Source organism: Actinomycetota bacterium (assembly GCA_030684515.1).
Taxonomy (GTDB): Bacteria; Actinomycetota; Actinomycetes; order S36-B12; family S36-B12; genus UBA11398.
The window spans coordinates 248487-272829 of sequence record JAUXVJ010000002.1; the positions used below are offsets into that span (position 1 = coordinate 248487).

A 24343-nucleotide genomic window follows, 5' to 3' on the forward strand; every position below is an offset into this window, starting at 1 on the left:
TCTACCAGCATCCAGTGACGGTCGCTGCCAGCCCATCAACAGCCTGCCTGGTCTTCAATGGGCTGACTCCCTGCGGGCGATCGTTGACCAGAAACGAGAAGATTTTTGCGCGCCCATCGACACCATGGGTGACTCCGGAAAGTGCGATGGTGTCGAACAGAGTCCCAGTCTTTGCTCTAATTGCCCCTCGAGCGCATGCGCTGGGCTTACTGCTGTAGCGATGAAAGCGATCATCAAGGGTGCCATCTACACCCGAGGTTGGCATAGAGCCAGGATCAAACATCACGGCGTATCGCGAAGGATCCGTTGTGCTGGCAAGACGAAGCAGAGCTGCAAGAGACAGTGCAGTGAGTCGATCTTTGCGTGAAAGGCCGCTGCCGTCGGCCAGAGTCAAGGCTCTGCGGTCGATGCCCAGGATGTCAAAATTTGCGAGCGCCGCTTGCTCAGCTCCGGACCAGGTGGCTGCATGTCCAGTGGCCAAAGCGACATGTCGGTACAGCAACTCCGCAACATTGTTCTCGGAATCCAGAAGCATGAGATGCACTGCGTCGGCAACGGTGTGCGGACTTATTGACGTCAGGGCAGGCGTGCCAGCGGGCACGTCGATCTCAGTACCTGGAGTCACATTCAATCCTTGAGTTCGCAGTTGATCTATGAAGGTGTCACGCGCGTGCGCAACCGGGCTGCGGCTGTAATCGCCGAGCTTGGCCAATGCGCTGACGGGTGCCACGACGTACGGCACGTAGCCCTTCGTCCAACCAGGGCCGTTGCTGGCCCGTGGAAGCAGATTGACATCGGTGTCCACGACCAGCGGCTGTGCGTGATCGAGCAAGGCAGCAGTCTGATCAGCAAGGCTTCGCAGATTGCGAGCTGTCAGCAGTGGGTCGGCACCACCCTGCAAAGTGATGTGTCCTGGTTGGGTGCCGTTGAACACAGCAGTCGTGAATGTTTGGGTGGGACTCATCGTGGACAGCGCATTCACAGCAGTGACGATCTTCATATTCGAAGCGGGAAGCATCGGCGTATCTGCATCGCGTGAGGCGATGATGCGTTGAGATTCAGCGTCCATGACTACGAGCGCTACATCCTTGCCAATGGCTTTGTTATGCAATCGTTGTGAAATGCGACTGTTGACGCGTGATTCTGCAGGTGATTGCGCTTCAGTCAGAACAGCGCTGGCGGCCGGTGGCATGCTGATTACACTGGCGGCTGTGAGAAGGCTGATTGCAGTCAATAGCACAAGACCGGATTGGTGAATCTGAAACGCACGCCGCATGGAGCCATCATGCGACACGACCAAGGCAACTCAGCAATTCGGCTCTCGGAATGTGATGACGCACAATGGAGTCTCATCGTTTCCGACATTGGAGATCTGCTGTGCGACGACTAGTTGCCATTGCGCGCGTAGCCATGTTGGCCAGCGTGCTGCTCGCCACTGGTCTGGCTATGCCCGCTGCTCAGGCACAGGGAAGTCCCAAGATCGTGACGGGCTGGATGCCTTATTGGATGACCAGTCCATCGGCACCTCAGGGAGTGACCAACGCAGTCGCCAACGCCGACATCCTGACCGATGTCTCACCTTTCTGGTTCTCCGCGGTGTCCGGCGGCACGGCCGGGGTCAAGGTGGTCTTCAATCCGAACTTCGGCCAAGCTGAGGCCAACTCTGCCTGGGCCATAGCTCAGTTGCGTGCCGCCGGACTGTCGATCCTTCCCAGCATCGCCGATGGCTCAGGCAAGGGGCGAATGGCTGCGACATTGGCCGACCCTGCAAAACGGGCGCAGCACGTGGCTGACATCGTCAATCTGGTGACATCTCGTGGATTCGATGGCATCGACCTTGACTATGAGCAGTTCGCTTTCGCAGATGGACGATCAACGTGGACAGCAACCCAGCCGAACTGGACTGCGTTCATCAATGAGCTCAGTGCCGCCCTGCACGCACAGGGCAAGAGACTCTCAGTGACAATTCCTGGACCTTGCTCAACCAACAATGCCTGTGGCGGCACCAACGGCTACTGGGTGTACAACATCGGCGGCATATCCGCTGCCTCAGATGTCATTCGCATCATGACCTACGACTTCCACTACAACGCTCCTGGTCCGATTGCTCCCATCGGCTGGGTGACAACGTCGATGCAGTACGCCACCACGCAGGCACCTGCCAATAAATTGGTGGTGGGTGTGCCGGCCTACGGACGTTCGTGGACCAAGAAGACCGGCAACAGTTTTCAACTCACGGGCATCTGCCCCAAGGCGGGCAGTTCTGGAAGTGCCAAGACGGCCTACAACTCATTGACTTCGATGGCTTCGACGACGGCAGCAGCGATCCCGGCCCTGCTCACCTCGCTGGGCAAGACCGAGGCTGACGTGCAGTGGGATCAAGCATCTGCTGAGAACTGGATTGAATACGACAAGGCAGTGACGTGGACTGACGGCACTGGCGCATCACAGACCTGCACAGCGCGACGGGTGATGTGGTGGGTTGGACCGCAAGCGGCCCTCATACGCACGCAGTTGGTGGGCCAGCTTGGTCTTGCGGCGTCGGGTTTTTGGACGATCGGTGGCGATAGCCCTGCCATGTGGCCGTTGCTGCGCACCTACGCTCAGCAGTTGGCTCCCGCTGCCACTGCTGTAGTGCTGGTCGCACCTTCCAAGGCCGACTTCAACAGCTCAGCGCTCATCACGGCCACGGCCAACTCCCAAGGAGCTCCAGTGACTGGCGTTGATGCGGCCTTGCAGTTCCAGGCGGGCGGCAAGGGAGCGTGGGTCCAGATTGCAACTGCGCCGCTGGCTGCTGACGGCACAGTCGGATTCACTCCGACGTTCACCGCAGCAGGCAATTGGCGAGTCTTTGTGCCAGCTGCTGCAGGGCGCGGTGAACAGGCAAGTGATCCGGCTCGTGTCGATGTTGCCAGTTGGGTGCGCGCCAATCCGAAGAAGGCTCAAGTCGGTCCCAAGGCGAGGATCGTCGTGCGCGTTGTCGCCTTGCCAGCGCAAGCCGATCAGCGAGTCATCATTCAAGAGCAGCGCGGCTCAGCCTGGGTCCGGGTTGCCAGGGGGACAACCAACGCCGCAGGTGTTGCAAAGGTCTCCTTCATCGCGCCCAAGCAGAGGGGCGAACGTACGTATCGTGCAACTGCCGCAGCGACGGCTCAACTGAGTGCGGGCGCATCGCAACCCTTCTTTGTGAGCGTGAAGTAGCACTGCGTGCTTTGCCAGATTGACCGTACGCAAGACTTGTCGTATGTCCATCGCGCCGGCTGAGGTGGAGCAGACCGAGACTCTGCACGAGCCAGATCGGCCTTGGATCACGATCGTGTGGAACGACCCGGTCAACCTGATGTCGTATGTGACGTACGTCTTCATGACCTACTTTCACTACGACCGTGAGAAGGCCGAGAAGCTCATGCTCGATGTTCATGAGGAGGGTCGTGCTGTGGTGTCCAATGGCTCGCGCGAATCGATGGAGCGCGATGTCACAGCGATGCATGGCTTTGGGTTATGGGCCACCTTGCAAAAGGACGATTAGTGTCGGGCGGATTCATGTTGGAGCCCAATGGGCGCGTTCTGTTGCGGCTGGAGCCCGTTGAGCGGATGCTCTTGCTGTCACTTTGCGAACAGATGATTGATCTGGTCTCGCCCGGCGATTCCGATCCTGATGCCGATCCGCTCGCGGTAGCGGTGGGCATTGATGCGGCCGCGTTCACACCGCTAGACCCGGTGCTTCTGCGCCTGTTCCCGGAGGCCTACGCCCAGGATGCGGCTGCCTCCTCGGATTTTCGTCGATTCACCGAACGCGATCTGCGTCAGACAAAGAAGAATCACGCTCAAACCGTGCAGGACTGTCTGGAGCGATCTGGCGAGAAAGTGCTGTTTCCACTGTCACTTGGCCCAAGCTGGCTTGGGTTCATGAACGATGTTCGCTTGGCCCTTGGTGAGCGCATCGGAATCGATGACGATTTTCACGAAGAAGTGGCCGAACTTCCAGAGGACGATCCTCGCCTTGCGATGGTCGGGGTCTATGACTGGCTGACGTATCTCCAGGACTCGCTCGTTCAAATCATGCTCCCGTAAGGTCTGTGCTGTGCTCCGCATTCGTCAGAATCTTGTTGATCGCATCGTGGAACATGCGCGCGCGGACCACCCGGACGAGGCGTGTGGCGTCATTGCTGGCCCGGAGGGCTCTGACAGTCCGGAGCGCTTTATTCCGATGGTCAATGCAGCGCGGTCACCAACCTTCTATGAGTTCGACTCTGGGGATCTGTTTCGCCTGTACAAGGAGATGGCCGAGCGAGACGAAGACCCGATCGTGGTCTATCACTCGCACACTGCGACCGAGGCCTACCCTTCGCGGACAGATATCGCTTTGGCATCCGAGCCTGGAGCCCACTACGTACTGATCTCGACCCGTGAGACGGGAAATGCCCAAGGCCCCTATGAATTGCGGTCCTATCGCATCGTCGATGGTGAGGTAACCGAGGAAGCCATCGAAATCATCGATCTGCAAAGCCTTGGCAGCTGACAAATCTCAGGTAGTCAGCTGGAATAGCCCGCCATACTCTGTGGTTGAACGGAAAACTATTGTCTTTCGCTGAGGAGAACCAGTGGCCACCGAAGTACGGGTACCGACGATCCTTCGTGAATTCACTGGTGGCGAGAAGGCTGTCACCGCTGAAGGCCCGACCCTCGAGGCAATCATTGCCAACCTCGATGCGAACTATCCCGGTATCGGCGGACGCCTGATCGACTCCAGTGGCCTTCGTCGCTTTGTGAACGTCTACCTCAATGACGAGGATGTCCGTTTTCTCGATGGCCTGAACACCGCAGTGACTGATCGCGACGCCATCACGATCCTGCCAGCAGTAGCTGGCGGCTGAAGTCTCACGACCTTGAGATTCGATTCCCTTCTGGATTCGGTAGGCCACACCCCGCTTGTTGGCCTGCCTCGCCTATCGCCTTCTCCTGCAGTGCGCCTATGGGCAAAACTCGAAGACCGCAATCCCACAGGGTCGGTGAAGGATCGTGCGGCCCTTTCCATGATCCGCCAGGCCGAGGCCGAAGGTCGGATCAAGCCAGGCATGACCTTGCTTGAGCCAACTTCGGGCAACACGGGAATTTCGCTGGCGATGGTCGCAAAGCAGCACGGCTACAAGCTCATCTGCGTGATGCCCGAGAACACCTCAATCGAACGCACGCAGCTACTCACGATGTGGGGCGCCGAAGTCATTACCTCGCCTGCGGCAGGGGGCTCGAACGAGGCTGTGCGGGTCGCCAAGGGGCTGGCTGCTGAGAATCCCGACTGGGTGATGCTCTACCAGTACGGAAATGAAGCCAATGCTCAAGCGCACTTCGACACAACTGGCCCTGAACTCCTTGACGACCTGCCTACGATCACGCATTTTGTCGCCGGCCTTGGGACCACCGGAACGTTGATGGGGGTAGGCCGCTATTTCCGCGAGAAGAAGCCAGACGTGCAGATCATCGCTGCCGAGCCTCGCTACGGCGAGTTGGTGTACGGACTGCGCAACCTTGAAGAGGGCTTCATTCCCGAGCTCTATGACTCGTCTGTGTTGACGAGTCGCTTTTCCGTAGGCCCACTTGATGCGCTTCGTCGTACGCGCGAGCTTCTAGAGATCGAAGGAATTTTCGCCGGGATCTCAACTGGCGCAATCCTGCATGCTGCCCTCGGTGTCGCCGCCAAAGTCGTGCAGGCAGGCCAGGAAGCAGATATCGCCTTCATCGTGTGTGACGGTGGCTGGAAGTACCTCTCGACGGGCGCCTACGAAGGCACTTTGGACGAAGCCGAAGCCGCTATCGACGGCCAGCTCTGGGCCTAAGCAAGACTGGCGTCAATCCGTCAGGATCGACGCACCAGCGTGTGGCGCGTTCACGCGTTCTGCTTGAACCACACAGTCGCTGACTTGGTGTTGACCACGAGCAGGATCACCAGGCTGATGAAGATCGCAAACCAGCCGTATGGCAGGCGGAAGAAGCCAAAGACGATGTTGATGACCATGAAGACGCTGATGATCGTGTGCGCGGTGGCGGATCCGATCAACGTCATCTTGGTGAGCCAGAAGTAGATCAGTCCCAAGAAGATCGACATTGCTCCGTACATGATGAGCGTGAACGTGGGAATGGTGTGCGTGACGCCGTAGACATCATCCATGGTCGGGTTGTCCCCGAAGCTGGAAATGATCGCAATGAAGCCGATCGTCAGATTCCAGAGGGCGGCGATGAGCGTCAGAATTGCGACGACCAAGACGCCGATGGGTCGGCGCACGGTGGCTGTTCCAGACATGGTGTCCCTTTGTGAAGGTGCTCAATTCAACATCGTGAGCACGTCGTCGACATCAGCCTAGGGATCACTCGCCCGATTGTGCGGAACTTGGCCGTAGTCTTGAGTGGTTATGGCAGACGCTCCGATCGGCATCGTTGACTCAGGAGTCGGGGGTCTCACTGTTGCCCGTGCCATCCTCGATCAACTGCCGCATGAGCCCATCCTCTATGTCGGTGACACCGAGCGAGGGCCTTATGGTCCGCGGCCGATTGCTGAAGTGCGCCAGTTTGCCCTTGAGATCATGGACCGGCTCGTCGCTGACGGCGTCAAACTGCTCGTCATTGCATGCAACTCAGCAAGTGCCGCGACCCTGCGTGATGCGCGTGAACGCTACGACGTGCCAGTCGTCGAGGTTGTTCATCCGGCAGTGCGCCGTGCTGTTGCAGCGACGCGCAATGGACGCATTGGTGTCATCGGGACCGAGATGACCATCACCTCGCGGGCATATGAAGATGCTTTCGCTGCCGCACCTCAGTTGCAGATCGTTTCAGCGGCTTGCCCTGAGTTCGTTCAGTTTGTGGAAGCGGGTGTGACCTCGGGTGCGCATCTGCTCGATGTCGCGCATGCCTACCTGGATCCACTGCATGAGGCCGATGTCGACACTCTCGTCCTTGGATGCACGCACTATCCACTCCTCACGGGTGTGCTGTCGTACGTGATGGGCGAATCTGTCACCTTGGTCTCGAGTGCTGAAGAGACGGCCAAGGACGTGTATCGGACTCTCGTGGCACATGAGTTGGTGCGCGATCCCAACCTGGGCGAGCCTGTCCACCGCTTCGTTGCCACCGGAGATCCGGCTGCATTCGAACGTCTGGGCAGGCGTTTCCTGGGTCCAGAGATTGGCTTAGTCGGTCACTTCGGCTAGCTCAAACTCTCGCCCGAACCCGGGCAATAGAGTTGCGTCTCATGACTTCTGTGACCCCTCGCTCTGACGGCCGTGCCGACGATCAACTCCGCCCCATCACCTTTGAGCGTGGTTGGTTGGAGCAGGCCGAGGGATCAACCCTCATCTCCTTCGGACGCACGCGCGTGCTGTGCACAGCCTCCTTCTCGCCGGGTGTGCCTCGCTGGCTGAAGGGCAGTGGCAAGGGCTGGGTCACTGCCGAGTACGCGATGCTCCCGCGCGCGACAAATGAACGCAACGACCGAGAATCAGTCAAGGGCAAGCTGGGCGGCCGCACTCAGGAGATTTCGCGGCTGATCGGACGCAGCATTCGTGCCGTGGTCGACATGTCCAAGCTTGGTGAGAACACGATCCTGATCGACTGTGATGTTCTGCAGGCCGATGGTGGAACGCGCACTGCGGCAATCACAGGCGCCTACGTCGCGCTCATTGATTCGATCAACTGGGGCATCGAGCACGGTCACCTGAAATCTGATCCGATGATCGATTCGGTAGCAGCGGTCAGCGTTGGCATTATCGATGGCGTGCCGCGCCTTGATCTTCACTACGACGATGATGTGCGGGCCGAAACCGACATGAATGTGGTGATGACCGGTGACGGTCGCTTCGTTGAAGTGCAAGGCACGGCCGAAGGCGAGCCCTTTGATCGCGCGCTCCTTGACCAGTTGCTCAACCTTGCCACCGACGGATGTCGGGAACTGACGGTCATGCAGCATGCAGCACTCGCGACGAACCTTTAGGCAGTCATGTCAGTTCGGCTCGTACTCGCCAGCAGAAACAGCCACAAGATCATCGAGATGCGCCGCATCCTGACTGAACTTGGGCTGGACATTGAGCTGGTTGGAACTGATGAGTTTCCGGACCTCCCAGACGTTGAAGAAACCGGAAGCTCGTTTGCCGCCAATGCGATCCTGAAGGCTCGTGAAGTATGCGAATACACCGGACTGCCGGCGATCGGTGATGATTCCGGTCTCTCGGTTGACGCGCTGAACGGCATGCCAGGCATCTATTCAGCCCGCTGGGCCGGCACGCATGGACGTGATCAGGACAACTTGAAGCTGTTGATTGCCCAGCTCGATCATGTACCCGCGGGCCGCCGAGGGGCCGCATTCCATTGCGCGGTGGCAGTTGCAACGCCAGAAGGTGACGAACGCATTGTTGAGGGCGTGGTTGAAGGGTCACTCATCGGTGAGCCTCGGGGAGCCAATGGTTTTGGCTACGACCCGATATTTGTTCCAACTGGATTCGAGATCACCACGGCCGAGATGAGCGACGGGGACAAGGACTCGATCAGCCATCGAGGTCGCGCGCTGCGTGCAATCGCACCGGTGCTTGCCGAGTTGTTTCCGGCTGCTCTCCGGCGCTAGATCGATTTCTCGCGGAGGGGCGCGTTAGGGACTTTGGTCACTGATGCAGGAGCTTGGTGGTCCTGCATGATGGAATGGGATTCAGCTCTGGAGGGAGTACGCGTGGTCAGCGCCGAAGAACAAGCACCAAAAGCGCAGGTCATTCGCGTGTTCTTGCTGGACGACCATGAAATCGTGCGCAGAGGCGTTCGCGATCTGCTTGAAGCCGAAGTCGATATCGAAGTAGTAGGCGAAGCATCCACCGCCGAACAGGCCTTGCGCCGCGTGCCTGCCCTGAGTGCAGACGTAGCAGTTCTGGACGTTCGGCTTCCCGATGGCAACGGTGTCACGGTATGCCGAGAGTTGCGCTCGCAGATGCCTGAGTTGAAGTGCCTGATGCTGACTTCTTTCGCTGACGACGAGGCTATGTTGGACGCGATCTTGGCCGGCGCATCGGGCTACGTACTGAAGCAAATCCGTGGCACCGACCTTGTTCAAGCAGTACGAACCGTTGCGGCTGGCGGCTCACTGCTTGATGAGCGTACGACGACAAGCGTTGTTGAGCGTGTTCAGCACAAGACGGAATCCGCAGATCCATTGATGCGCCTCACCGAGCGCGAGAAGGAAATCCTTGCCCTCATCGGAGAGGGTCTGACGAATCGACAAATCGGCGAGCGGTTGTTCCTCGCTGAGAAGACTGTGAAGAACTACGTGTCAGGGTTGCTGTCGAAGTTGGGTATGCAACGACGAACACAGGTCGCTGTGCTCGCCACAGAAATGCGCGGCGCAGTCGAGTAGAACGAGTCGTCGTGGCATGTGCTGCGAAGACCGAACGTCAGTTCTCGTTGCCGGCTGCTTCGGCGCCGGAAATCGGTACGCACCAAAGCAGTTGAGTGCCGCCAGACTCCGGGACGCTTGTGATGCAGGTCCCGCCCAGCGCAGCCGCACGTGCAGCGAGATTCGCCAGTCCACTGCGACGTGCCGTTGGCGGAATTCCGATGCCATTGTCGACGACACACACCTGCAATTCCACAGGTGTGGCGGTGATCGTCACCTGCACATGACTGGCCGCTGCGTGCCGAGCCACATTGGACAGGCCTTCTACAAGTACTGCTTCCACTTGCGTGGTCACATAGTCGGTAGCCATGGCGTCGACTGGCCCTTCGAACAGCACGGTCGGCATGGCACCCAGGGACTCTGATGCGGCCTGTGCGACTTCCAGAGTGCGCGTACGCAAACTGGGCGCAGTTTGGCCTTCCTGTGCATGTTCCTGCAAGGAGTAGATGGCAGTGCGGATCTCTCGGATGGTGGTGTCCAATTCATCGACAACACGATGAATGCGCTCAGAGGCGACCGGGCTGTCAACGAGACGGACCGTGGATTCAAGGGCCATCCCTGACGCGTACAGCCGCTGGATGACCAAGTCGTGCAAGTCGCGCGCAATCCTGTCGCGGTCTTCGGACAGTGCAACTCTTTCAGCACTGCTCCGGGCTTCGGCAACTCTGAGGGCAAGAGTGGCTTGCTCGGCAAATCGTCCGATGAGGGCAGACATTGCTGCCAGGTCCGCTGGAGTGCTTTCAGCTGCAAGCACGATGCCGATCAGCACGTCTGGGGCTCCGCCTCGCGTGATTTCGGCTTGCGCAATTGCTGGTGGGCTGCTGCCAGTGTCGGTGGTGGTGAGCGGGTCCTCGCCTGCCAGGATCGCAAAGGTCTGGGTTGTCGGTGCCACTGCCTGCAGATGGGCGCCGATGATCTCCCGGGCAGAGACCTGGGTTTGGGGCGACAGCAGTTCAGTCGTCATGGCGGCAGCAGCGGTGAGCCAGCGCTCGCGCAGGATCCCCGCCTCGTGCAGGCGAGCATTCGCGATGGCCATTCCGGCGGTCCCGGCCAAGGCGACGACCAAGCGCTCGTCGTCCTCGTTGAATTCTCCGCCGCGTTTCTCGGTCAGATACAGGTTGCCGAACACTTCGTCGCGCACCCGGATCGGGACGCCTAGGAAGGTGCGCATGGGCGGATGGTTTGGGGGAAAGCCGAAGGAATCCGCACTGCGAGTGAGGTCGTCAAGGCGCAAAGGGAAGGGTTCATGGATGAGCACGCCCAGCACGCCCTGCCCGCTTGGGAAGTCACCAACCGCGGCAATCTCCTCTTCGCTCATTCCTACGGTGATGAACTCGGAAAGCCGATGAGATGTGGGGGAGGAGAGCACCCCCAGGGCGCCGTACTTGGCATCAACCAACTTGGTCGCTGCTGACACGATCTGTCGCAGGACGGCGTCCAGATTCGATTCGCTGCCGACCGAGATGATGGCGTCAATCAACTCCCCTGGGAGTTGATGAGTGGGAGACCGGTCCATTTGGACTTCCTGCCCCTCTCACGAGTCGTTCATCGGTGCGGAAGGCGGGACTTGAACCCGCACGCCCTAGAGCACGGCGTCCTAAGCGCCGCGTGTCTGCCATTCCACCACTTCCGCGTGGGTAATGGAGTCTAAGTCAGCGTGGATTGCTGGGCAGATTTGAGGTTGCGCGGTTGGCTATTTGACGGCAGTACGTCGGAGTTTGTGAATGGCAGTTCGGGCACAGAAATCGCAGATTCTGTGGACGGCAATCGCGAGAGTTGCCATTGAGATGGTCGATTTCAAGAGTCAATGCGTTGCCGTTCCATTCTGGGCCAGTGCTGCATCCAGAGCATGCGAGTGGAGTGCCCAGTTCAATTAGCGCGCGTCGCAGGAGGTACGTCTTGCGGCGAGGAGAGTCTGCTGGGAGCAGAACAAGTACTTCCTCGGCCCGAAGGCGAGGTCTGTAGATACCTCGGCTATGCGCCTGACCTGTGAAATGTGACGTGTCCAGACCTAAGCCCTTGATCCGGTTGCTTACGTGGTGATGCGAGCCGCCGGCTTGCCGTATTCCGAGTTCTCGTAGGACTCCAGCGATCGACTTTGATCGTATGACTGCCTCTGACAATGCACAGTCGTCATATCTCCTGATATTTGGCATGCTCGAAGATAATCCGAGCCTCTGACAGCTAGCTCAGTTGCAGGTCGCGCATCAACTTGGCGACGTGACCAGTGGCTTTCACGTTGTACAGCGCGTGCTCGATCTTGCCGGTAGGGCTGATGATGAAGGTCGATCGAATGACGCCGACCACCGTCTTTCCGTAGAGCTTCTTCTCACCGAAGGCTCCGTACTTCTTGAGGATCTCCTTCTCAGGATCAGACAGCAGGATGATCTTGAGGTCATCGCGCTCCCTGAACTTCGCAAGCTTCTCCGGCTTGTCTGGTGAGATGCCAATCACGACGTAGTCACTCTTGTCGAAGACCTTGAGATTGTCTGTGAAGTCACAGGCTTGCTTCGTGCATCCAGGAGTCAACGCCGCCGGATAGAAATACACAACCACGCGCTTGCCCTTGAATTGCGACAGGCGAACAGTCTCCCCTTTGTCATCCTTGAGCGCGAATGCTGGAGCATTGTCCTTGGGTTGCAGAGCCATGGTCGAACTGTATTCGCCCGGTGTCGGAAGTAAGAGACATTCAGCGAACGACTGGTGCGAGTGCGCTGGCGTCGGTGTGGGCGTCGAGCCCGGCTGAACGGCGGAGCCCTCGAGTGCCTGTGATGGCGAGGACGATCACAAAGAGCCCCGCTCCGACGAGCACGATCATCGTGCCGGACGGTACGCCTGCGTAGTAGCTGAGATACATGCCAGCCAAGCCGCAGATGAGTCCAATCACGGTGCTGTACGTCAGCATCCGCCCGAATGAATCGGTGAGCATGCGGGCAATCACTGCTGGGATCACAAGCATCGCCGCCACGAGGGTTACGCCGATGATGGTCAGGGTTGCAAGGATTGCCAGCGAAAGAACGATCATGAGCATTGCTTCAATGCGCGCGACATTGACTCCTGAAACCGCAGCGACCTCTGGGTCGAAGGTGCTGAACAGCAGCGCGCGGTAGCGCAGGAAAACGAAAGCACCGGTCAGGATGCAGACGGCAATCAGTCCATAGATTTGCTGCGGACTTATCCCAAGGATGCTGCCAAAGAGCGCGTTCTCGAACGATGGTCCGCTCGTGCCGAACTTTGCAAAGAGTGCAACACCGAGGGCGAAGGATGCAGTCGTGATCACACCGATCGCGGCATCTGCGCCAAGGCGGCTCCGCTTGGTCACCGCGGTGATTGCGAGTGCCGAAGCAATGCCCCACAGACCTGCGCCCAGGATGTAGAAGTTGGCCACGAAGAGTTGTGATGCCGCGAATCCACCGAAGATCGAGTGCGAGAGACCGTGGCCGATGTAGCTCATCCCGCGCAAGACGATGTAGACACCGATGAAGCCAAGAAGCGCTCCAGAGAGCGCTGCCACCAGCAGTCCCTTCTGGAAGAAGGCGTATTGGAGCGGTTCAAGGAGTGTGTCCATCTAGACCGTGCCTCCGATCGCACCGATGTGCGGTCCTTCTTCGACAACGATGCGCATACCGAGGTGCTCCAGCACTTCCATGCGCGCACCAAAAGTTCGCTCAAGCACGTCGGGATTCATGACGTCATTGGGTGTGCCGGAGGCGATGATGCCCTTGTTCACACAGACCAGATGAGGCAGATGCGCGGCAATTCCGTTGAGGTCGTGTGTGGTCAGCACGATTGCGACACCCTCTTCATGCAGATCGGCAAGGAGGTGGAGTACGTCATGGCGGGTCGAAACATCCACGCCGCTCGTTGGCTCATCCAGCAGCATGATCTGGGGTTGACGCAGCAGAGCGCGGGCCAGGAACATGCGTTGCTGCTGTCCGCCGGACAGCTCGCGAATATGGCGCTCGGCCAAGTCGCCGATCCCAAGTCGCTCGAGGACGTCGGCGACCTGAGACTTCTCCGGCTTGCTGGCCCAGGGAAGTTGGTTCGCTGCCTTGCGTGACATAAGTACGCACTCGCGAACGGTGACGGGAAAGTTCCAACTCACCGTTTCCAACTGCGGCACATAGGCCATGCGCAAGCCATTGGCCTGAGTGATGCGGCCCTTCATCGGCTTCAAGGTGCCAAGCAGCAAACGCAGGAGCGTGGTCTTGCCAGCTCCCGATGGGCCCACGATTCCGGTGAACTGGTCCTCGTGAACATGGAAGTTCACGTCGCTCAGAACGGGATGGTGGGAATAGCCGGCATCAACTCCGTCCAGTTGGATGAGCTCGGGACCCTCGCCGATACCTGTCACTGTGGGTAGACGGCAGTATCGGGAGCAGTGGGAGTTGTGCTGACTGCTGCGAGGTTCGCCGTAGTGCCACCCAGACCCTTGATCATCGTCATGTAGTCATACTTCATGAGCCCAATCCAAGAATGATCGGCCTCGCCTGGAGCGCCGGGAAGATCGTCATCTCGCAAGGTGTCCTCGTACCTGGCTCCGCTTGCGCGACCAATTTCTTCAAGCACTTTTGAAGGAAAGACTTCAGAGCCGAAAATTGTTGGAACCTTCTGGCTCTTGACCTGATCAATCAGTTCTGCAACCTCGGCTGGCGTTGGGTCAGCGAAGTCCTTTGGCTGCACTGCGCCAATGACCTGCCAGCCGAAATTCTTCGCGAAGTAGGCATAGGCGTCGTGGTAGGTCAACAGTTTGAGATTGCCCGCAGGGACAGTCTTTTGATCGGCGCGGATCGCATCTGCCAGCGCAGTTGCCTGTTTCTCGAAGGCTTGGTAATTGGCTTGGTAGTAGCCGGCGTTACTCGGGTCGCGCTTGGAGAGCTCGTCGCGAATGACTCCTGCGTACTTGATTGCGTACAGCGGATCAGTCCACAGGTGCGGATTGGGCTTGCCTTCCTCCTTAGGGAAGGAGAAGTCGTAGATGTAGTCAGACTCCGGCAGGGTCATGGTGCCAAGTTCAATCAGATCTGCACCTGACTTCATGTTCTCCCGCGCGAGGTCCGCGGTGGGATCTTCAAGTTTCAGGCCGTTGATGAAGATGATGTCGGCCTTGCTCAGTAGTTCGGCAACTTGAGGGGCTGGCTCGTAAGTGTGGCTGTTGGTTCCCTCCGGAACGATGCCTTCTACCCGCACCTTGTCGCCACCGATGCTTGACGCGATGGAGGTGAGGGGAGAGACCGTCGTTGCCACGAGCAGGGTGTCTGATGCAGTGGCTTGATCGTCACTGGAGGAACAAGCGGCGAGCAGCAGGGCAGCCGATGTGAGTACCGGCAAGATCAGCAGTTGTCGGCGCATTCGGGCACTCTAATGTCCCCGAAGAGTAATAGCAAAGAACTTGCAAGTAATCTCAACTGCGAATAAGGCAGCAATTCCAGCTGCGGGCATGAGCAGCGTAGGCTGCGCAGGTGGCCACAGATTCTGTTGAGACCCATGATCCAGCGATCCTTGCGCTCATTGCTGAGGTCACCGCTGCACGCAACGATCTCCTTGCCTCAGTAGCGGAGCTCCAAAGTGAGCTCACGCCGGGCGCTTTTGCCAGGCGGGGGCTCGGCGTTGTCGCCGGTGCCTTTGTCGACGAGAACGGCGACGTGCGACCCAAACGCATCGCAGTTGTGGCAGGGACCTTGGCAAGCGCGGTTGCGCTGAAGGTGCTTGGCCGCATCCGCCGTTCCTAGTCAGCGCAGCTGGCAAGGCCCCCATTTGGTGTGACAAGTCCCACCGGCTAAAGTTCTCCTCACAACTGAATACCTCATCCAGAGGGGCAGAGGGATACGGCCCGTTGAAGCCCCGGCAACCTATTTGAATACTCGTTCGCGAGGCCTTCAAAGTTCGGTGCCAACTCCGACCTGTACACCAGGACAGATGAGCCAGAGAGGCCTCGCGAAGATGACAGCAACATTGGGTACCGACCCAGAACTCGGTTCTGCCCTAGCCCTGAAGTGTCGTGAATGCGGCGCGCTGTACCCACTTGACGCCAGTTATGCCTGCTTCGAGTGTTTCGGCCCGCTGGAAGTCGCCTACCAGGAACGAAGCATCACGCGCGAAGAGATTGAAGCCGGCCCGCTATCCATGTGGCGCTACGAGGGTTTGCTCCCCGTGGTTCCCGGCGCAGGTCATCGACCCGGGCTGCAGCCAGGGTTCACCAAGCTCGTTCGCGCCGACAATCTCGCCGCAGCTCTGGGGGCCAAAGCGGTATGGGTCAAGGACGATTCAGGCAATCCCACCCATTCGTTCAAGGACCGAGTCGTCGCGGTGGCCTTGGAGAACGCACGTCGTCTGGGCTTTGAGACCATCGCTTGCGCATCGACCGGCAACCTCGCGAACGCTGTTGCTGCTGCGGCATCCCGCGCGGGATTGAAGTCGGTGGTGTTCGTGCCCTCGAATCTCGAAGCAGGCAAGATCGTCACGACCGCGGTCTATGGCGGAGTGCTCGTAGCGATCGGCGGCAACTATGACGATGTCAATCGCCTTTGTACCGAAGTGGCGGCATCGCGCGACTGGGGATTTGTCAACGTCAATCTGCGTCCTTACTACGCAGAGGGCAGCAAGACAGTTGGCTACGAAACCGCTGAGCAGCTTGGTTGGCGCTTGCCGGACGCTGTTGTGTCACCTATTGCGTCTGGCTCACTGCTGACCAAAGTCGACAAGGCATTCCGTGAGTTCGTTGACCTAGGGCTGGTGTCGGACCATCCAACGCAGATCTTTGGCGCGCAGGCCACTGGGTGCTCGCCGGTATCGCAGGCTTTCCAAGCCGGCCAAGAGTTCATCAAGCCAGTGAAGCCCGACACCATTGCGAAGTCGCTGGCAATCGGCAACCCAGCCGACGGGCCATACGCCCTCGATGTTGTGCGCCGCACCAAGGGCGCGATTTCAGACGTCACCGATGACGAGATCGTCGAGGGCATCAAGTTGCTTGCCGAGACCGAAGGCATCTTCGCCGAGACTGCTGGCGGCGTTGTGGTCGGTACCTACCGCAAGTTGTTGCGCGAAGGCTTGATCGATCCCGCCGCTGAGGTTGTCCTGCTCAATACTGGCGATGGACTGAAGACCTTGGATGCTGTCGCACCCACCAGTGGTCCCACCATCACCGTCTCCCCGTCATTCGACGAATTCGAAGCTGCTTACACGGAGGTCATCAAATGAGTGCCACAGTCCGCATCCCCACAATCCTGCGCACCTACACGGCTGGAGCAGCTGAGGTAACGGCTGAAGGCACGACTTTGCAGGAGGTCATCACCAGCCTTGAAGGTCAGTTCCCTGGCATCGCGGCACGAGTCCTCGATGACAACGGACAGCTTCGTCGTTTCGTCAATGTGTACGTCAACGACGACGATGTCCGCTTCATCGAGGGACTCGCATCACCTACCGCTGATGGCGCTCAGATTTCGATTATCCCGGCTGTTGCCGGCGGCTGATCAGCGCCTGCGCTTCACCAGGACGTAGATCGCCGCGATCGATCCGGCGAGCAAGATAGCGGCGATCGCCATCGCCCACGGTGAAAAAGAGGACTCCATCGAAGAGTCTTCAATTGGTGTGGGTTCAACTGAAGGCTGCGCAGCTGAATTGCCGAAGCTGAACGTTATTGCACCTGTCACGGGATGCCCATCTGCCGAAACCACGCGGTAGGCGACTTGGTACGTGCCCGCTGGCAGGGTCGCCGGCCATTCGATCTCCAAGGATGTATCGGTGGGCTTGATCTTGCTGCTGTAGACGTTTGCACCCAACTCGTCATTGATCGAGACGGTGTCCAGACTCGGAAGCAGAGGTTCGTCGAACCTGAACTCCACAGATCTAGGAGCTGATACGAGTTGTGCGCCATCGGCCGGGGTGGATGACACCAACTGGGTGTGGGCTTGGGCGCTGTTCGCACCCAAGCCACCCAGAGCAACAATGATGAGCGCGATGCTCGCGATGCGCGTTCGAGTACTAGCCAAGACTGACCGCTCCGTTCGTCACGATCACTGAACCGGCTTTACCGATCAATGTGGCCCGCATCGTCCACTTGCCAGTTGTGGGAAGGATGCCGGACGCCTTGGCTTGCTTGCCGTTCCCGGAGATTGGCCAGGTGAATGGCCCGTCGAATGCCGGATTGGACCATTCCACTTCACCGCTCGTTGCGGAGGTGCTGAACACGACGTTGAGTGGTCCACTGCGGCTTCCATTGAGCACTGTGGTGATCTTGGGAGTGGTCGAAATCGACTTCGGCATTCCGGCTGGTGTGGGCTCGCCGACAATGAATGCGAGAGCACCTGTGATGGTGTGACCATCGTCAGATCGAGCCTTCCACTGAACTGAGTTTGCACCGACTGACAATGGAGTTGTTGGCGTCACCGTGATCGTGGCCCCGATGGCTTTGAAGCTCGAGGCGATCGGTTCAGCCTTGGCATTGAGCAGGCTGACTTCTTCCACATCGACGGGTTCGCTGAAAGTCAGCGAGACGGTCTTCGGAGCCGTGGCGATGACGGCACCATTGCGCGGTGTGCTGGATTTCAAGTCTGCATGGGCTGATGCTGATGGTGGGTTCACAAGAAGCACGAGTGAACCCACCATTGCAGCCACGAGGGCTTTTCGCATTGAAATCAGCCCTCTCATGCCACGACTGTGACAGAAGGAGCAGGGGAGGCAAGGGCCGCGGACGATCCTGCAATTGGCAGGTCAATCCAGGCTTCGGCGCCGGCCGTGGAGTTGCCTACCCGCTTGCCATTGAGCTTCGCCACGACCTCGGTTCCCTCAGGTACCTTGATTGAAGTCGTCTTCAGCGTGAACTTTCCTTCTGGTCCCACCACAATTGCGTGCTTGGTGAGAGGAACTGCACCGCTGAACAGATCGACGCTCTCGCCTTCGTATCCGGGAAGTGCGCCGGTGATCGTGGCTTCCTCACCGGATCTTGACACCCTGATTTCGGCGTCGCATGTCTGCACAGTCTTGAAGTAGAAGGTCTGTGAAGCCACACCCGCGGGCAATTTCGGCCAAGTGAGGCGCAGTCCAAAGTCGTCGAACTGTTCGTCGGGCAGCACTCCGGTCGTCCACGAGACCGTGTCGGCTGTGGCGCTTGTCGTCCACCCGGCTTTCTGCTGAGCCTTCACACCAGTGACTCCCGTTGGAATCGTGACGGTGATCGAATTTGTGGCATCACCATCACACCCGTGTCCTGGCCGGAAGAAGATCACGGCACTCTTTCCCGCTGTCTGCGCTGCCCCGCGAAGATCAAGCCCCATGTGAGCGCTTGCCGAATTGGCAGCACCTATGGCTGTTGCGGCAACGATTGAACTTGCGAGTATTGAGCGAAGCGCATTCTTGTACAAACGTGATTGCATGAATAGTCCTTTGAAAGTAGTCAGAAATTGTGAGCCAGCACGTGTTGCGCTGACGAAATGCCTTACTGACGACGTTCTGGTGGGCCCCTTCGTGCAATAGCGAATTCGATGGTGAGTCGTGCAAGGAGAGTGGGTGCATCATCGAAATTCTCGACGCGCCAAGGCAGCACCAGAGCAAATGGTTGCAAGGCAGCAATCAAGATGGTGCGCATGTAGGACAGCCAGCGCAGAAGGAGTGAGTCTCCTCGCGCAAGCAGGATGGCCAGAATCGCGGCAGCGACAAGGTGTGACGCTGTCATTCCCAGACTCGGCAGCAGCGATGCATGTTGCGACGAATGTGCTGCTGCGGTGACGAGCAGAACGTGCATGAGGCTCTGCACTCCGAGAGCGTAGATCAAGAACCACAGCGTGCCGCGAGGTCTTTCCAACGCGATGATTCCCAGTCCCACACTGATGGGGGTCAGCAGGAGAAATGCATTAGCATCCGGCAGTTGACCGTGAGCAATTGCATGCGCCGTGGCTGTCAAGACCACCATGGCAAAGCCAAGCACGAGCCCACGAACTATGCGCAACTGTCTGCTGACTCGGATGCGCGGACTCACGAATCGATCCTAGAGCGGTGTCAGATTCGTGCCTCTAGTGGGCGTGAGCGACCTGAGTCGGCTCAAGGAGTTGCGCGAGCTCAGTGCAATTGCGACAGGTGCCATGAATCGAGAGGTGACCCATGTCGACATCGAAGCCATGCTGGGCGTGGACCTGCACGCGCAACTCATTGGCAACGCCTTCGCCGATGCACTCTGACTGGCCGCAGATGTTGCATACCAAGTGGATGTGCTCGGAGTCATTGACGATGTAGTAACTCGGAGCCCCATGGCCCAGATGCGTGTGAGCGACAAGCCCGGCATCTTCAAGCACTTCCAAAGCCCGATAGATCGTTGACAGGTTCACACCCTGAAATGACTTGTTGACTTCAGTCAGGATTTCTTCAGAGGTGGAGTGATGGAGCCGCTCGACGGTTTCAATCACCAACTGCCGTTGCGGAGTGATGCGGATGTCGTGCTCGCGAAGTTGCTCTCCCCAGTTCACGTGAGGCAGCCTTTCAAAACAAGAATTGTGCGGTGGATGTGTTGGGGTGGGATGCGCCCACAGTGCGCTCAGACTCCAATGTGAGCAGAGCGCGGGATTGCCGTGGTAGTTGGGCTATGCCCGACAGGCATGCGCGGGCGGACAGTCGCCACGCACTGCAGGGAGCCGGAATCCGCACATCATGTCGTCATCCTAATTGACACCTGTTCGCAAATGCGATGGGTGCGCTCCGAGCACGATTCGTGCCGGAAATATCAAGAGACCCCTCAGGGACTGGGCGAGCTCGGGTGATCAGCACCTCGGAGCTGATCGATTGCGTGACTGAGGATTGGGCGCAGCACCTCAAGGGCATCACTGACCGCGCCAGGAGAGCCGGGCAGGTTGATGATCAACGTTCGGCCATTGGTTCCGGCAATGCCGCGGGAGAGCAGGGCTGTGGGAATTCCGCGTCTGGCTCCATCTGCGCGCAGTGCCTCTGGTATGCCGGGTGCGTGCCGCTCGATGAGTCGAGCGGTGACCTCTGGAGTCGCGTCCGTTGGGCTAAGTCCGGTGCCGCCGGTAGTGATGATGAGTTCGTAGCCCTGCGCAAGGCCGGCCCGCAAGGCACCTTCGACGGGTTCGCCATCGGCCACGACCACTGGTCCGTCGACCTCGAACTCCATGCTCCTCAAGCCATTGACCAAGGCAATGCCCGAGAGGTCTGAGCGAGTGCCTTCGGCGGCCCTTGTCGAAATCGTGATGGCAAGTGCGCGAGTCATGGTCGAATCCAGGTGCCCGAGCGCCCGCCCTCCTTGGAATCAACCTGCAGTGCATCGATGTATGCCAAGCGATCCACGCCCTTGATCATGTCGATCATCGTCAAGGCAGAGACGCTGGCAGCGGTGAGCGCCTCCATCTCAACGCCCGTGCGATCGGCGGTTCGGACAGTGGCCGAGACATCGACTGACTCCTCGCCGATCACGAGATCAACCTCGACACCGTGAATCGCTATGGGATGGCACAACGGAATGAGTTCGTGGGCGCGCTTGGCGGCCATGATGCCGGCCACTCGAGCCACGGCCAGCGCATCACCTTTGGGCAGCTGACCATCCCTTAGCAGAGCGATTGTCGACTTCGCCATGCGAACACGGGCTGACGCTGTCGCTTTGCGCACTGCGATGGACTTCTCTGTCACGTCAACCATTCGGGCATGACCCTCATCATCAAGGTGTGTGAGTTTGTCCGTGGTCAACGCGTTTCCCTTCGCAGATCAATGAAGGCAAGTGTGTCACCCGCACGTACCTGCTCAATTTCTGCAGGCACGATCAGCAGGCACTCAGCCTGTGCAAGCCCACCCAGAATGTGCGAACCCTGCGCCCCTATAGGCGAGGCAGATGTTGAAGTGATGAATTGTGCTCGCACGAATTGCATCTTGTCCTTTGGAGAACTGAACTCGGTACCAGCAGTTACCGTTCCGCTGCTGAATTCGGCGACCTTGCGCCCCTGAAGGTGGCGCACGACGGGACGAACGAATACCTCGAAGGAGACGAGGGCGCTGGCGGGATTGCCTGGAAGAGTGATGATCGGGGTGGCTGTCGAACCGATGTGCCCGAAGCCCTGGGGCATACCTGGCTGCATCGCAACGCGCTCGAATGTCACCGTGCCCAGCCTGCTCAGCACCTCTTTCACGGTGTCGTATACGCCCATGCTCACTCCGCCAGTGGTGATGATGAGGTCGACATTCTTCGCGGCATCTTCCAAGGCTTGGCCAAGCACAACTGCGTCATCTTCAACGATTGATGTTCGGAAGACGTGCGCACCGATCTCGCGCAGGCTGATCTCAAGCATGACGCCATTGACGTCACTGATCTGGCCTGGCGCTAAAGGCTGCCCAGGTTCAACCAACTCACTGCCGGTGGAAATCAAGGCGACGCGAGGGTTTGGCTGAACAAGAACCGAGGCACGACCTACGGCTGCAGCAAGCGCAATAGTTCGCGCAGACATGACCTGGCCTTCAGTCAGAACTCGCTCTCCTGGCTGAACATCCTCACCGATCTGCCGAATGTGGCCGCCGGCAGCGGCGTGCACTTCAACAATGGGCATGCCGCCATCTGTGTGCTCGACTCTGACGACTCCATCTGCACCTGTTGGCACGGGAGCCCCAGTCATGATGCGTGCCGCGGTACCCGAGGTGATTTCCAGTGTTGGCCAGGATCCGGCTGGAATGTCCTCGATGACGGTCAGTCGAACGGGTTGCGTCTGCGTTGCGTCAATGACGTCCTGCGAGACAACGGCATAGCCATCCATCGATGAGTTCGCGAAGGAAGGCAAGGCCCATGATGCGAGAACATCCTCGGCAAGCACGCAGCCGTCGACCTCGGCGAGCGCAAGCGTGGTGGCAGCAAGAGGTGCAGTGCCAGTCAGAAGTGACGTCAGATATTCCTGCGGAGTCCGCATCTCATCAGCGTAGTCGGGCACGGCGAGCGCCTTGCAGGCTCGTCGCGGGACTGTTGATGCCACTAACGTGCCAGACGTGAGTCAAGGACAGGGAGTCGTGCGAGTGCGACTCTTCGCTGCAGCCAAATCCGCCGCGGGAACATCTGAAGTCGAACTTGAGGCCGGAACTATCGCCACGATCAGCGCCGCATTGGTCGCGCAATATCCCGCCTTGGCTGCTGTCCTGCCGGCTTGTTCGTTTCTGATTGATGGCTTGCAAGCCGGGCAAGAACCAAGCCGTACGAGAGTTGAAGCTGGTTCGGTGGTGGATGTGCTGCCACCATTTGCGGGCGGCTGAGGAGTCAGCCTCCGATTGCTGACATTGGCCGTGCAGGCTGCAAGAACAAGGGATCCCCAATGCCATGGCCGCGCTGTTTGGCGAGCACTGAGAGTCCCAAGACGTGAGCAATGGCCGATGTTTGCTGATCTTCAGTGAGCTCGGGATCGCGCAGAATGCTGCGGAGATCTGATTCAGATCTCGCAAACAGGCAATTGCGCACTTGCCCATCGGCGGTCACGCGCAATCGGTCGCAGCTCCCGCAGAAGGGTTGGGTCACACTTGCGATGATGCCGACCGTGGCCGGTCCGCCATTGACGAGGTACTCCTCCGCGGGTGCGCTGCCTCTGTTGTCTAGTGCTTCGAGGTGGAATTCAGCGCTCAGCGCTTCAATGGTCTGTGCAGCGGTCACCATCGTCGCGCGCGACCATATCCCGCCTGCGTCCAATGGCATCTGCTCGATGAACCGGAGTGACCATCCAGCAGCAATCGCGTGGCGAAGCAGACCGTTGGCCTCGGATTCGTTGACGCCGTTCAGCAGGACCGTGTTGATCTTGATCGGCCTGATGCCCGCCAATTCGGCTGCGGCAATCCCGGCGAGAACATCATCGAGACGATCGCGTTTGGTGACTTCGGCGAAGCGTTTGCGATCCAGGGTGTCCAAGCTGACGTTGATGCGCTGCAGCCCCGCCTCGCGCAGAGGCGCTGCCAGCTCGGCCAGCAGCAGCCCGTTCGTCGTCAGTGAGATGGCGGGCGCGTTCGGCAGGTGCGCAATATCGCGCACAATCTCCACGACTTCGGGATGCAGCAGCGGTTCACCACCGGTCAGGCGAACAGAAGTGATGCCTCGGGCCACTGCCACGCCAACGATGCGCACAAGCTCTTGGCGCGAAAGGAGATTTGCGTTGGGCGTCCAGGATGCGAAGTCCTCCGGCATGCAGTAGGTGCAGCGAAGATTGCACTTGTCTGTCAGCGAGATCCGAAGATCGCGATGCTCACGCCCGAAGCTGTCGATGAGATGCGAGGCGGTCACAGGCAGTTCACCCATTCCGATGTTCCATCGTCAAAGATCTGCAGTTTCCATATAGGCAGTGAAGATTTGATCTCTTCCACCAAAGCGCTGCAAGCAGAAAGCGCCTCGCCGCGATGCGCGGATCCCACCACAATCCCCAGCGCTATTTCGCCGATCGATAGTCGTCCCACGCGATGAACAGCTGCGAGGCGTACTCCGGCGAATTGTTCGGTGATCGTCTTGGAAATGAGGTCGAGCACGTCGGCAGCGCTGGGATGTGCCTCGTACTCGAGGGAACGCACCGCACGACCATGATCGTGGTTGCGCACACGGCCGATGAAATTCACTGATGCACCGATCTCGTCGGTCAGTACTGCTGATTCAAGATCCGCCATCACGATGGGCTCTGTAGTGACCTTGGTGAAGGAAAGCTGCTCCGTGATCGACTTGCTGCTCATCTGCCTCCTTCCCACATGTGAGTCCCTTGACGCCCTCGCACGCATGGCATGCTCAAGCCGTGGGCTCCCGTGACCAAGACAAGCAATGGTCTGTAGTCATTCTCGCTGGTGGCAAAGGCTCGCGCATCAGTGGGCGCGACAAGGCTGGCATGACTTTTGGCGGCGTCTACGCCCTGGGCTGGATTCTTGCGGCGCCCTGATCCACGGTGTGAGTCTGACTCGTTGACCTGCAAT

At 58.9% G+C, this 24343-nt stretch carries 32 protein-coding genes, 1 tRNA gene and 1 riboswitch; of the genes, 15 read left to right on the plus strand and 18 right to left on the minus strand.

Annotated features, from left to right (window positions below; genetic code table 11):
* Position 1: 1 nt before the first annotated feature.
* Positions 2 to 1192 carry a D-alanyl-D-alanine carboxypeptidase gene (locus Q8M73_01445; GenBank protein MDP2287216.1) on the minus strand — a complete coding sequence of 397 codons (1191 nt, stop codon included), beginning with the start codon at positions 1190 to 1192 and terminating at the stop codon, positions 2 to 4.
* 185 nt (positions 1193 to 1377) lie between these two features.
* On the opposite strand from Q8M73_01445, the gene Q8M73_01450 reads away from it, so the two are divergent.
* The 6 genes from Q8M73_01450 (at position 1378) to Q8M73_01475 (ending at position 5837) form a co-directional block, all read left to right on the plus strand.
* Entirely contained in the window at positions 1378 to 3201 is a 1824-nt protein-coding gene (locus tag Q8M73_01450) for a glycosyl hydrolase family 18 protein (GenBank protein MDP2287217.1), read from the plus strand.
* Between the two features lie 43 nt (positions 3202 to 3244).
* A complete protein-coding gene (clpS, locus tag Q8M73_01455; protein MDP2287218.1) occupies positions 3245 to 3529 on the plus strand; it encodes an ATP-dependent Clp protease adapter ClpS in 285 nt (94 codons plus the stop codon).
* Positions 3529 to 4074 (plus strand): DUF2017 domain-containing protein, encoded by a 546-nt coding sequence (locus tag Q8M73_01460; protein MDP2287219.1) that lies wholly within the window; start codon positions 3529 to 3531, stop codon positions 4072 to 4074. The genes clpS and Q8M73_01460 overlap by 1 nt, the downstream gene beginning before the upstream one ends.
* Positions 4075 to 4084: 10 nt before the next feature.
* Positions 4085 to 4522 (plus strand): M67 family metallopeptidase, encoded by a 438-nt coding sequence (locus Q8M73_01465; GenBank protein MDP2287220.1) that lies wholly within the window; start codon positions 4085 to 4087, stop codon positions 4520 to 4522.
* A gap of 82 nt (positions 4523 to 4604) precedes the next feature.
* The gene (locus Q8M73_01470; GenBank protein ID MDP2287221.1) at positions 4605 to 4877 is read left to right on the plus strand and encodes a MoaD/ThiS family protein; all 273 of its coding nucleotides are present in this window, start codon (positions 4605 to 4607) and stop codon (positions 4875 to 4877) included.
* A 12-nt stretch (positions 4878 to 4889) separates the two neighbouring features.
* A complete protein-coding gene (locus Q8M73_01475; protein MDP2287222.1) occupies positions 4890 to 5837 on the plus strand; it encodes a cysteine synthase in 948 nt (315 codons plus the stop codon).
* A gap of 50 nt (positions 5838 to 5887) precedes the next feature.
* On the opposite strand, the gene Q8M73_01480 is transcribed toward Q8M73_01475, so the two are convergent.
* A complete protein-coding gene (locus tag Q8M73_01480; GenBank protein MDP2287223.1) occupies positions 5888 to 6301 on the minus strand; it encodes a hypothetical protein in 414 nt (137 codons plus the stop codon).
* A gap of 109 nt (positions 6302 to 6410) precedes the next feature.
* Between Q8M73_01480 and murI the strand changes: the two genes are divergently transcribed.
* The 4 genes from murI (at position 6411) to Q8M73_01500 (ending at position 9388) form a co-directional block, all read left to right on the plus strand.
* Positions 6411 to 7205 (plus strand): glutamate racemase, encoded by a 795-nt coding sequence (gene murI / locus Q8M73_01485; GenBank protein MDP2287224.1) that lies wholly within the window; start codon positions 6411 to 6413, stop codon positions 7203 to 7205.
* Positions 7206 to 7246: 41 nt separating this feature from the next.
* Positions 7247 to 7984: a ribonuclease PH gene (gene rph / locus Q8M73_01490; protein MDP2287225.1), complete on the plus strand. Its 738-nt coding sequence runs from the start codon at positions 7247 to 7249 to the stop codon at positions 7982 to 7984.
* A gap of 6 nt (positions 7985 to 7990) precedes the next feature.
* Positions 7991 to 8611: an RdgB/HAM1 family non-canonical purine NTP pyrophosphatase gene (gene rdgB, locus Q8M73_01495; GenBank protein ID MDP2287226.1), complete on the plus strand. Its 621-nt coding sequence runs from the start codon at positions 7991 to 7993 to the stop codon at positions 8609 to 8611.
* A 66-nt stretch (positions 8612 to 8677) separates the two neighbouring features.
* A complete protein-coding gene (locus Q8M73_01500) occupies positions 8678 to 9388 on the plus strand; it encodes a response regulator transcription factor (GenBank protein MDP2287227.1) in 711 nt (236 codons plus the stop codon).
* Between the two features lie 37 nt (positions 9389 to 9425).
* Here Q8M73_01500 and Q8M73_01505 read toward each other — a convergent pair whose 3' ends face one another.
* The 6 genes from Q8M73_01505 to Q8M73_01530 all read right to left on the minus strand — a co-directional run bounded on the left by Q8M73_01505 (position 9426) and on the right by Q8M73_01530 (position 14779).
* A complete protein-coding gene (locus Q8M73_01505; protein ID MDP2287228.1) occupies positions 9426 to 10943 on the minus strand; it encodes a GAF domain-containing protein in 1518 nt (505 codons plus the stop codon).
* A gap of 36 nt (positions 10944 to 10979) precedes the next feature.
* Positions 10980 to 11060 (minus strand) — tRNA-Leu (locus Q8M73_01510).
* 551 nt (positions 11061 to 11611) lie between these two features.
* On the minus strand, positions 11612 to 12076 hold the full coding sequence (bcp, locus tag Q8M73_01515) for a thioredoxin-dependent thiol peroxidase (protein ID MDP2287229.1): 465 nt from the start codon (positions 12074 to 12076) through the stop codon (positions 11612 to 11614).
* Positions 12077 to 12116: 40 nt separating this feature from the next.
* Entirely contained in the window at positions 12117 to 12995 is an 879-nt protein-coding gene (locus Q8M73_01520; protein ID MDP2287230.1) for a metal ABC transporter permease, read from the minus strand.
* Entirely contained in the window at positions 12996 to 13781 is a 786-nt protein-coding gene (locus tag Q8M73_01525) for a metal ABC transporter ATP-binding protein (protein MDP2287231.1), read from the minus strand.
* A complete protein-coding gene (locus Q8M73_01530; GenBank protein MDP2287232.1) occupies positions 13778 to 14779 on the minus strand; it encodes a metal ABC transporter substrate-binding protein in 1002 nt (333 codons plus the stop codon). Before Q8M73_01530 ends, Q8M73_01525 begins: the two co-directional genes overlap by 4 nt.
* A gap of 110 nt (positions 14780 to 14889) precedes the next feature.
* Between Q8M73_01530 and Q8M73_01535 the strand changes: the two genes are divergently transcribed.
* From Q8M73_01535 to Q8M73_01545, 3 genes are all read left to right on the plus strand, one after another.
* Positions 14890 to 15159 carry a hypothetical protein gene (locus Q8M73_01535; protein ID MDP2287233.1) on the plus strand — a complete coding sequence of 90 codons (270 nt, stop codon included), beginning with the start codon at positions 14890 to 14892 and terminating at the stop codon, positions 15157 to 15159.
* A 71-nt stretch (positions 15160 to 15230) separates the two neighbouring features.
* Positions 15231 to 15353, plus strand: a riboswitch (SAM riboswitch).
* Positions 15347 to 16627, plus strand: coding sequence for a threonine synthase (gene thrC / locus Q8M73_01540; GenBank protein ID MDP2287234.1), 1281 nt, complete (start codon positions 15347 to 15349; stop codon positions 16625 to 16627). It overlaps the preceding riboswitch by 7 nt.
* Positions 16624 to 16899, plus strand: coding sequence for a MoaD/ThiS family protein (locus tag Q8M73_01545; protein MDP2287235.1), 276 nt, complete (start codon positions 16624 to 16626; stop codon positions 16897 to 16899). The genes thrC and Q8M73_01545 overlap by 4 nt, the downstream gene beginning before the upstream one ends.
* On the opposite strand, the gene Q8M73_01550 is transcribed toward Q8M73_01545, so the two are convergent.
* The 8 genes from Q8M73_01550 to Q8M73_01585 all read right to left on the minus strand — a co-directional run bounded on the left by Q8M73_01550 (position 16900) and on the right by Q8M73_01585 (position 22344).
* On the minus strand, positions 16900 to 17418 hold the full coding sequence (locus Q8M73_01550) for a copper resistance protein CopC (GenBank protein MDP2287236.1): 519 nt from the start codon (positions 17416 to 17418) through the stop codon (positions 16900 to 16902).
* Complete coding sequence (locus Q8M73_01555; protein MDP2287237.1) at positions 17411 to 18058, minus strand: copper resistance protein CopC; 648 nt, start codon at positions 18056 to 18058, stop codon at positions 17411 to 17413. Before Q8M73_01555 ends, Q8M73_01550 begins: the two co-directional genes overlap by 8 nt.
* A 14-nt stretch (positions 18059 to 18072) precedes the next feature.
* Positions 18073 to 18801, minus strand: coding sequence for a DUF1775 domain-containing protein (locus tag Q8M73_01560; protein ID MDP2287238.1), 729 nt, complete (start codon positions 18799 to 18801; stop codon positions 18073 to 18075).
* A 62-nt stretch (positions 18802 to 18863) separates the two neighbouring features.
* Entirely contained in the window at positions 18864 to 19403 is a 540-nt protein-coding gene (locus Q8M73_01565) for a hypothetical protein (GenBank protein MDP2287239.1), read from the minus strand.
* A 34-nt stretch (positions 19404 to 19437) separates the two neighbouring features.
* Positions 19438 to 19887: a Fur family transcriptional regulator gene (locus Q8M73_01570; GenBank protein ID MDP2287240.1), complete on the minus strand. Its 450-nt coding sequence runs from the start codon at positions 19885 to 19887 to the stop codon at positions 19438 to 19440.
* 266 nt (positions 19888 to 20153) lie between these two features.
* Positions 20154 to 20645 (minus strand): molybdopterin-binding protein, encoded by a 492-nt coding sequence (locus Q8M73_01575; protein MDP2287241.1) that lies wholly within the window; start codon positions 20643 to 20645, stop codon positions 20154 to 20156.
* Positions 20642 to 21118, minus strand: a complete 477-nt coding sequence (gene moaC, locus Q8M73_01580; GenBank protein ID MDP2287242.1) for a cyclic pyranopterin monophosphate synthase MoaC — start codon at positions 21116 to 21118, stop codon at positions 20642 to 20644. The genes Q8M73_01575 and moaC overlap by 4 nt, the downstream gene beginning before the upstream one ends.
* A complete protein-coding gene (locus Q8M73_01585) occupies positions 21115 to 22344 on the minus strand; it encodes a molybdopterin molybdotransferase MoeA (GenBank protein ID MDP2287243.1) in 1230 nt (409 codons plus the stop codon). Before Q8M73_01585 ends, moaC begins: the two co-directional genes overlap by 4 nt.
* A 55-nt stretch (positions 22345 to 22399) precedes the next feature.
* Here Q8M73_01585 and Q8M73_01590 point away from each other — a divergent pair, with 55 nt between their 5' ends.
* The gene (locus Q8M73_01590) at positions 22400 to 22660 is read left to right on the plus strand and encodes a MoaD/ThiS family protein (protein ID MDP2287244.1); all 261 of its coding nucleotides are present in this window, start codon (positions 22400 to 22402) and stop codon (positions 22658 to 22660) included.
* Between the two features lie 4 nt (positions 22661 to 22664).
* Here Q8M73_01590 and moaA read toward each other — a convergent pair whose 3' ends face one another.
* Both moaA and Q8M73_01600 read right to left on the minus strand, forming a co-directional pair.
* On the minus strand, positions 22665 to 23687 hold the full coding sequence (gene moaA, locus Q8M73_01595; protein MDP2287245.1) for a GTP 3',8-cyclase MoaA: 1023 nt from the start codon (positions 23685 to 23687) through the stop codon (positions 22665 to 22667).
* The gene (locus Q8M73_01600; GenBank protein ID MDP2287246.1) at positions 23669 to 24109 is read right to left on the minus strand and encodes a molybdenum cofactor biosynthesis protein MoaE; all 441 of its coding nucleotides are present in this window, start codon (positions 24107 to 24109) and stop codon (positions 23669 to 23671) included. Before Q8M73_01600 ends, moaA begins: the two co-directional genes overlap by 19 nt.
* 59 nt (positions 24110 to 24168) lie before the next feature.
* On the opposite strand from Q8M73_01600, the gene Q8M73_01605 reads away from it, so the two are divergent.
* Positions 24169 to 24309, plus strand: a complete 141-nt coding sequence (locus Q8M73_01605; protein MDP2287247.1) for a hypothetical protein — start codon at positions 24169 to 24171, stop codon at positions 24307 to 24309.
* Positions 24310 to 24343 lie beyond the last annotated feature (34 nt).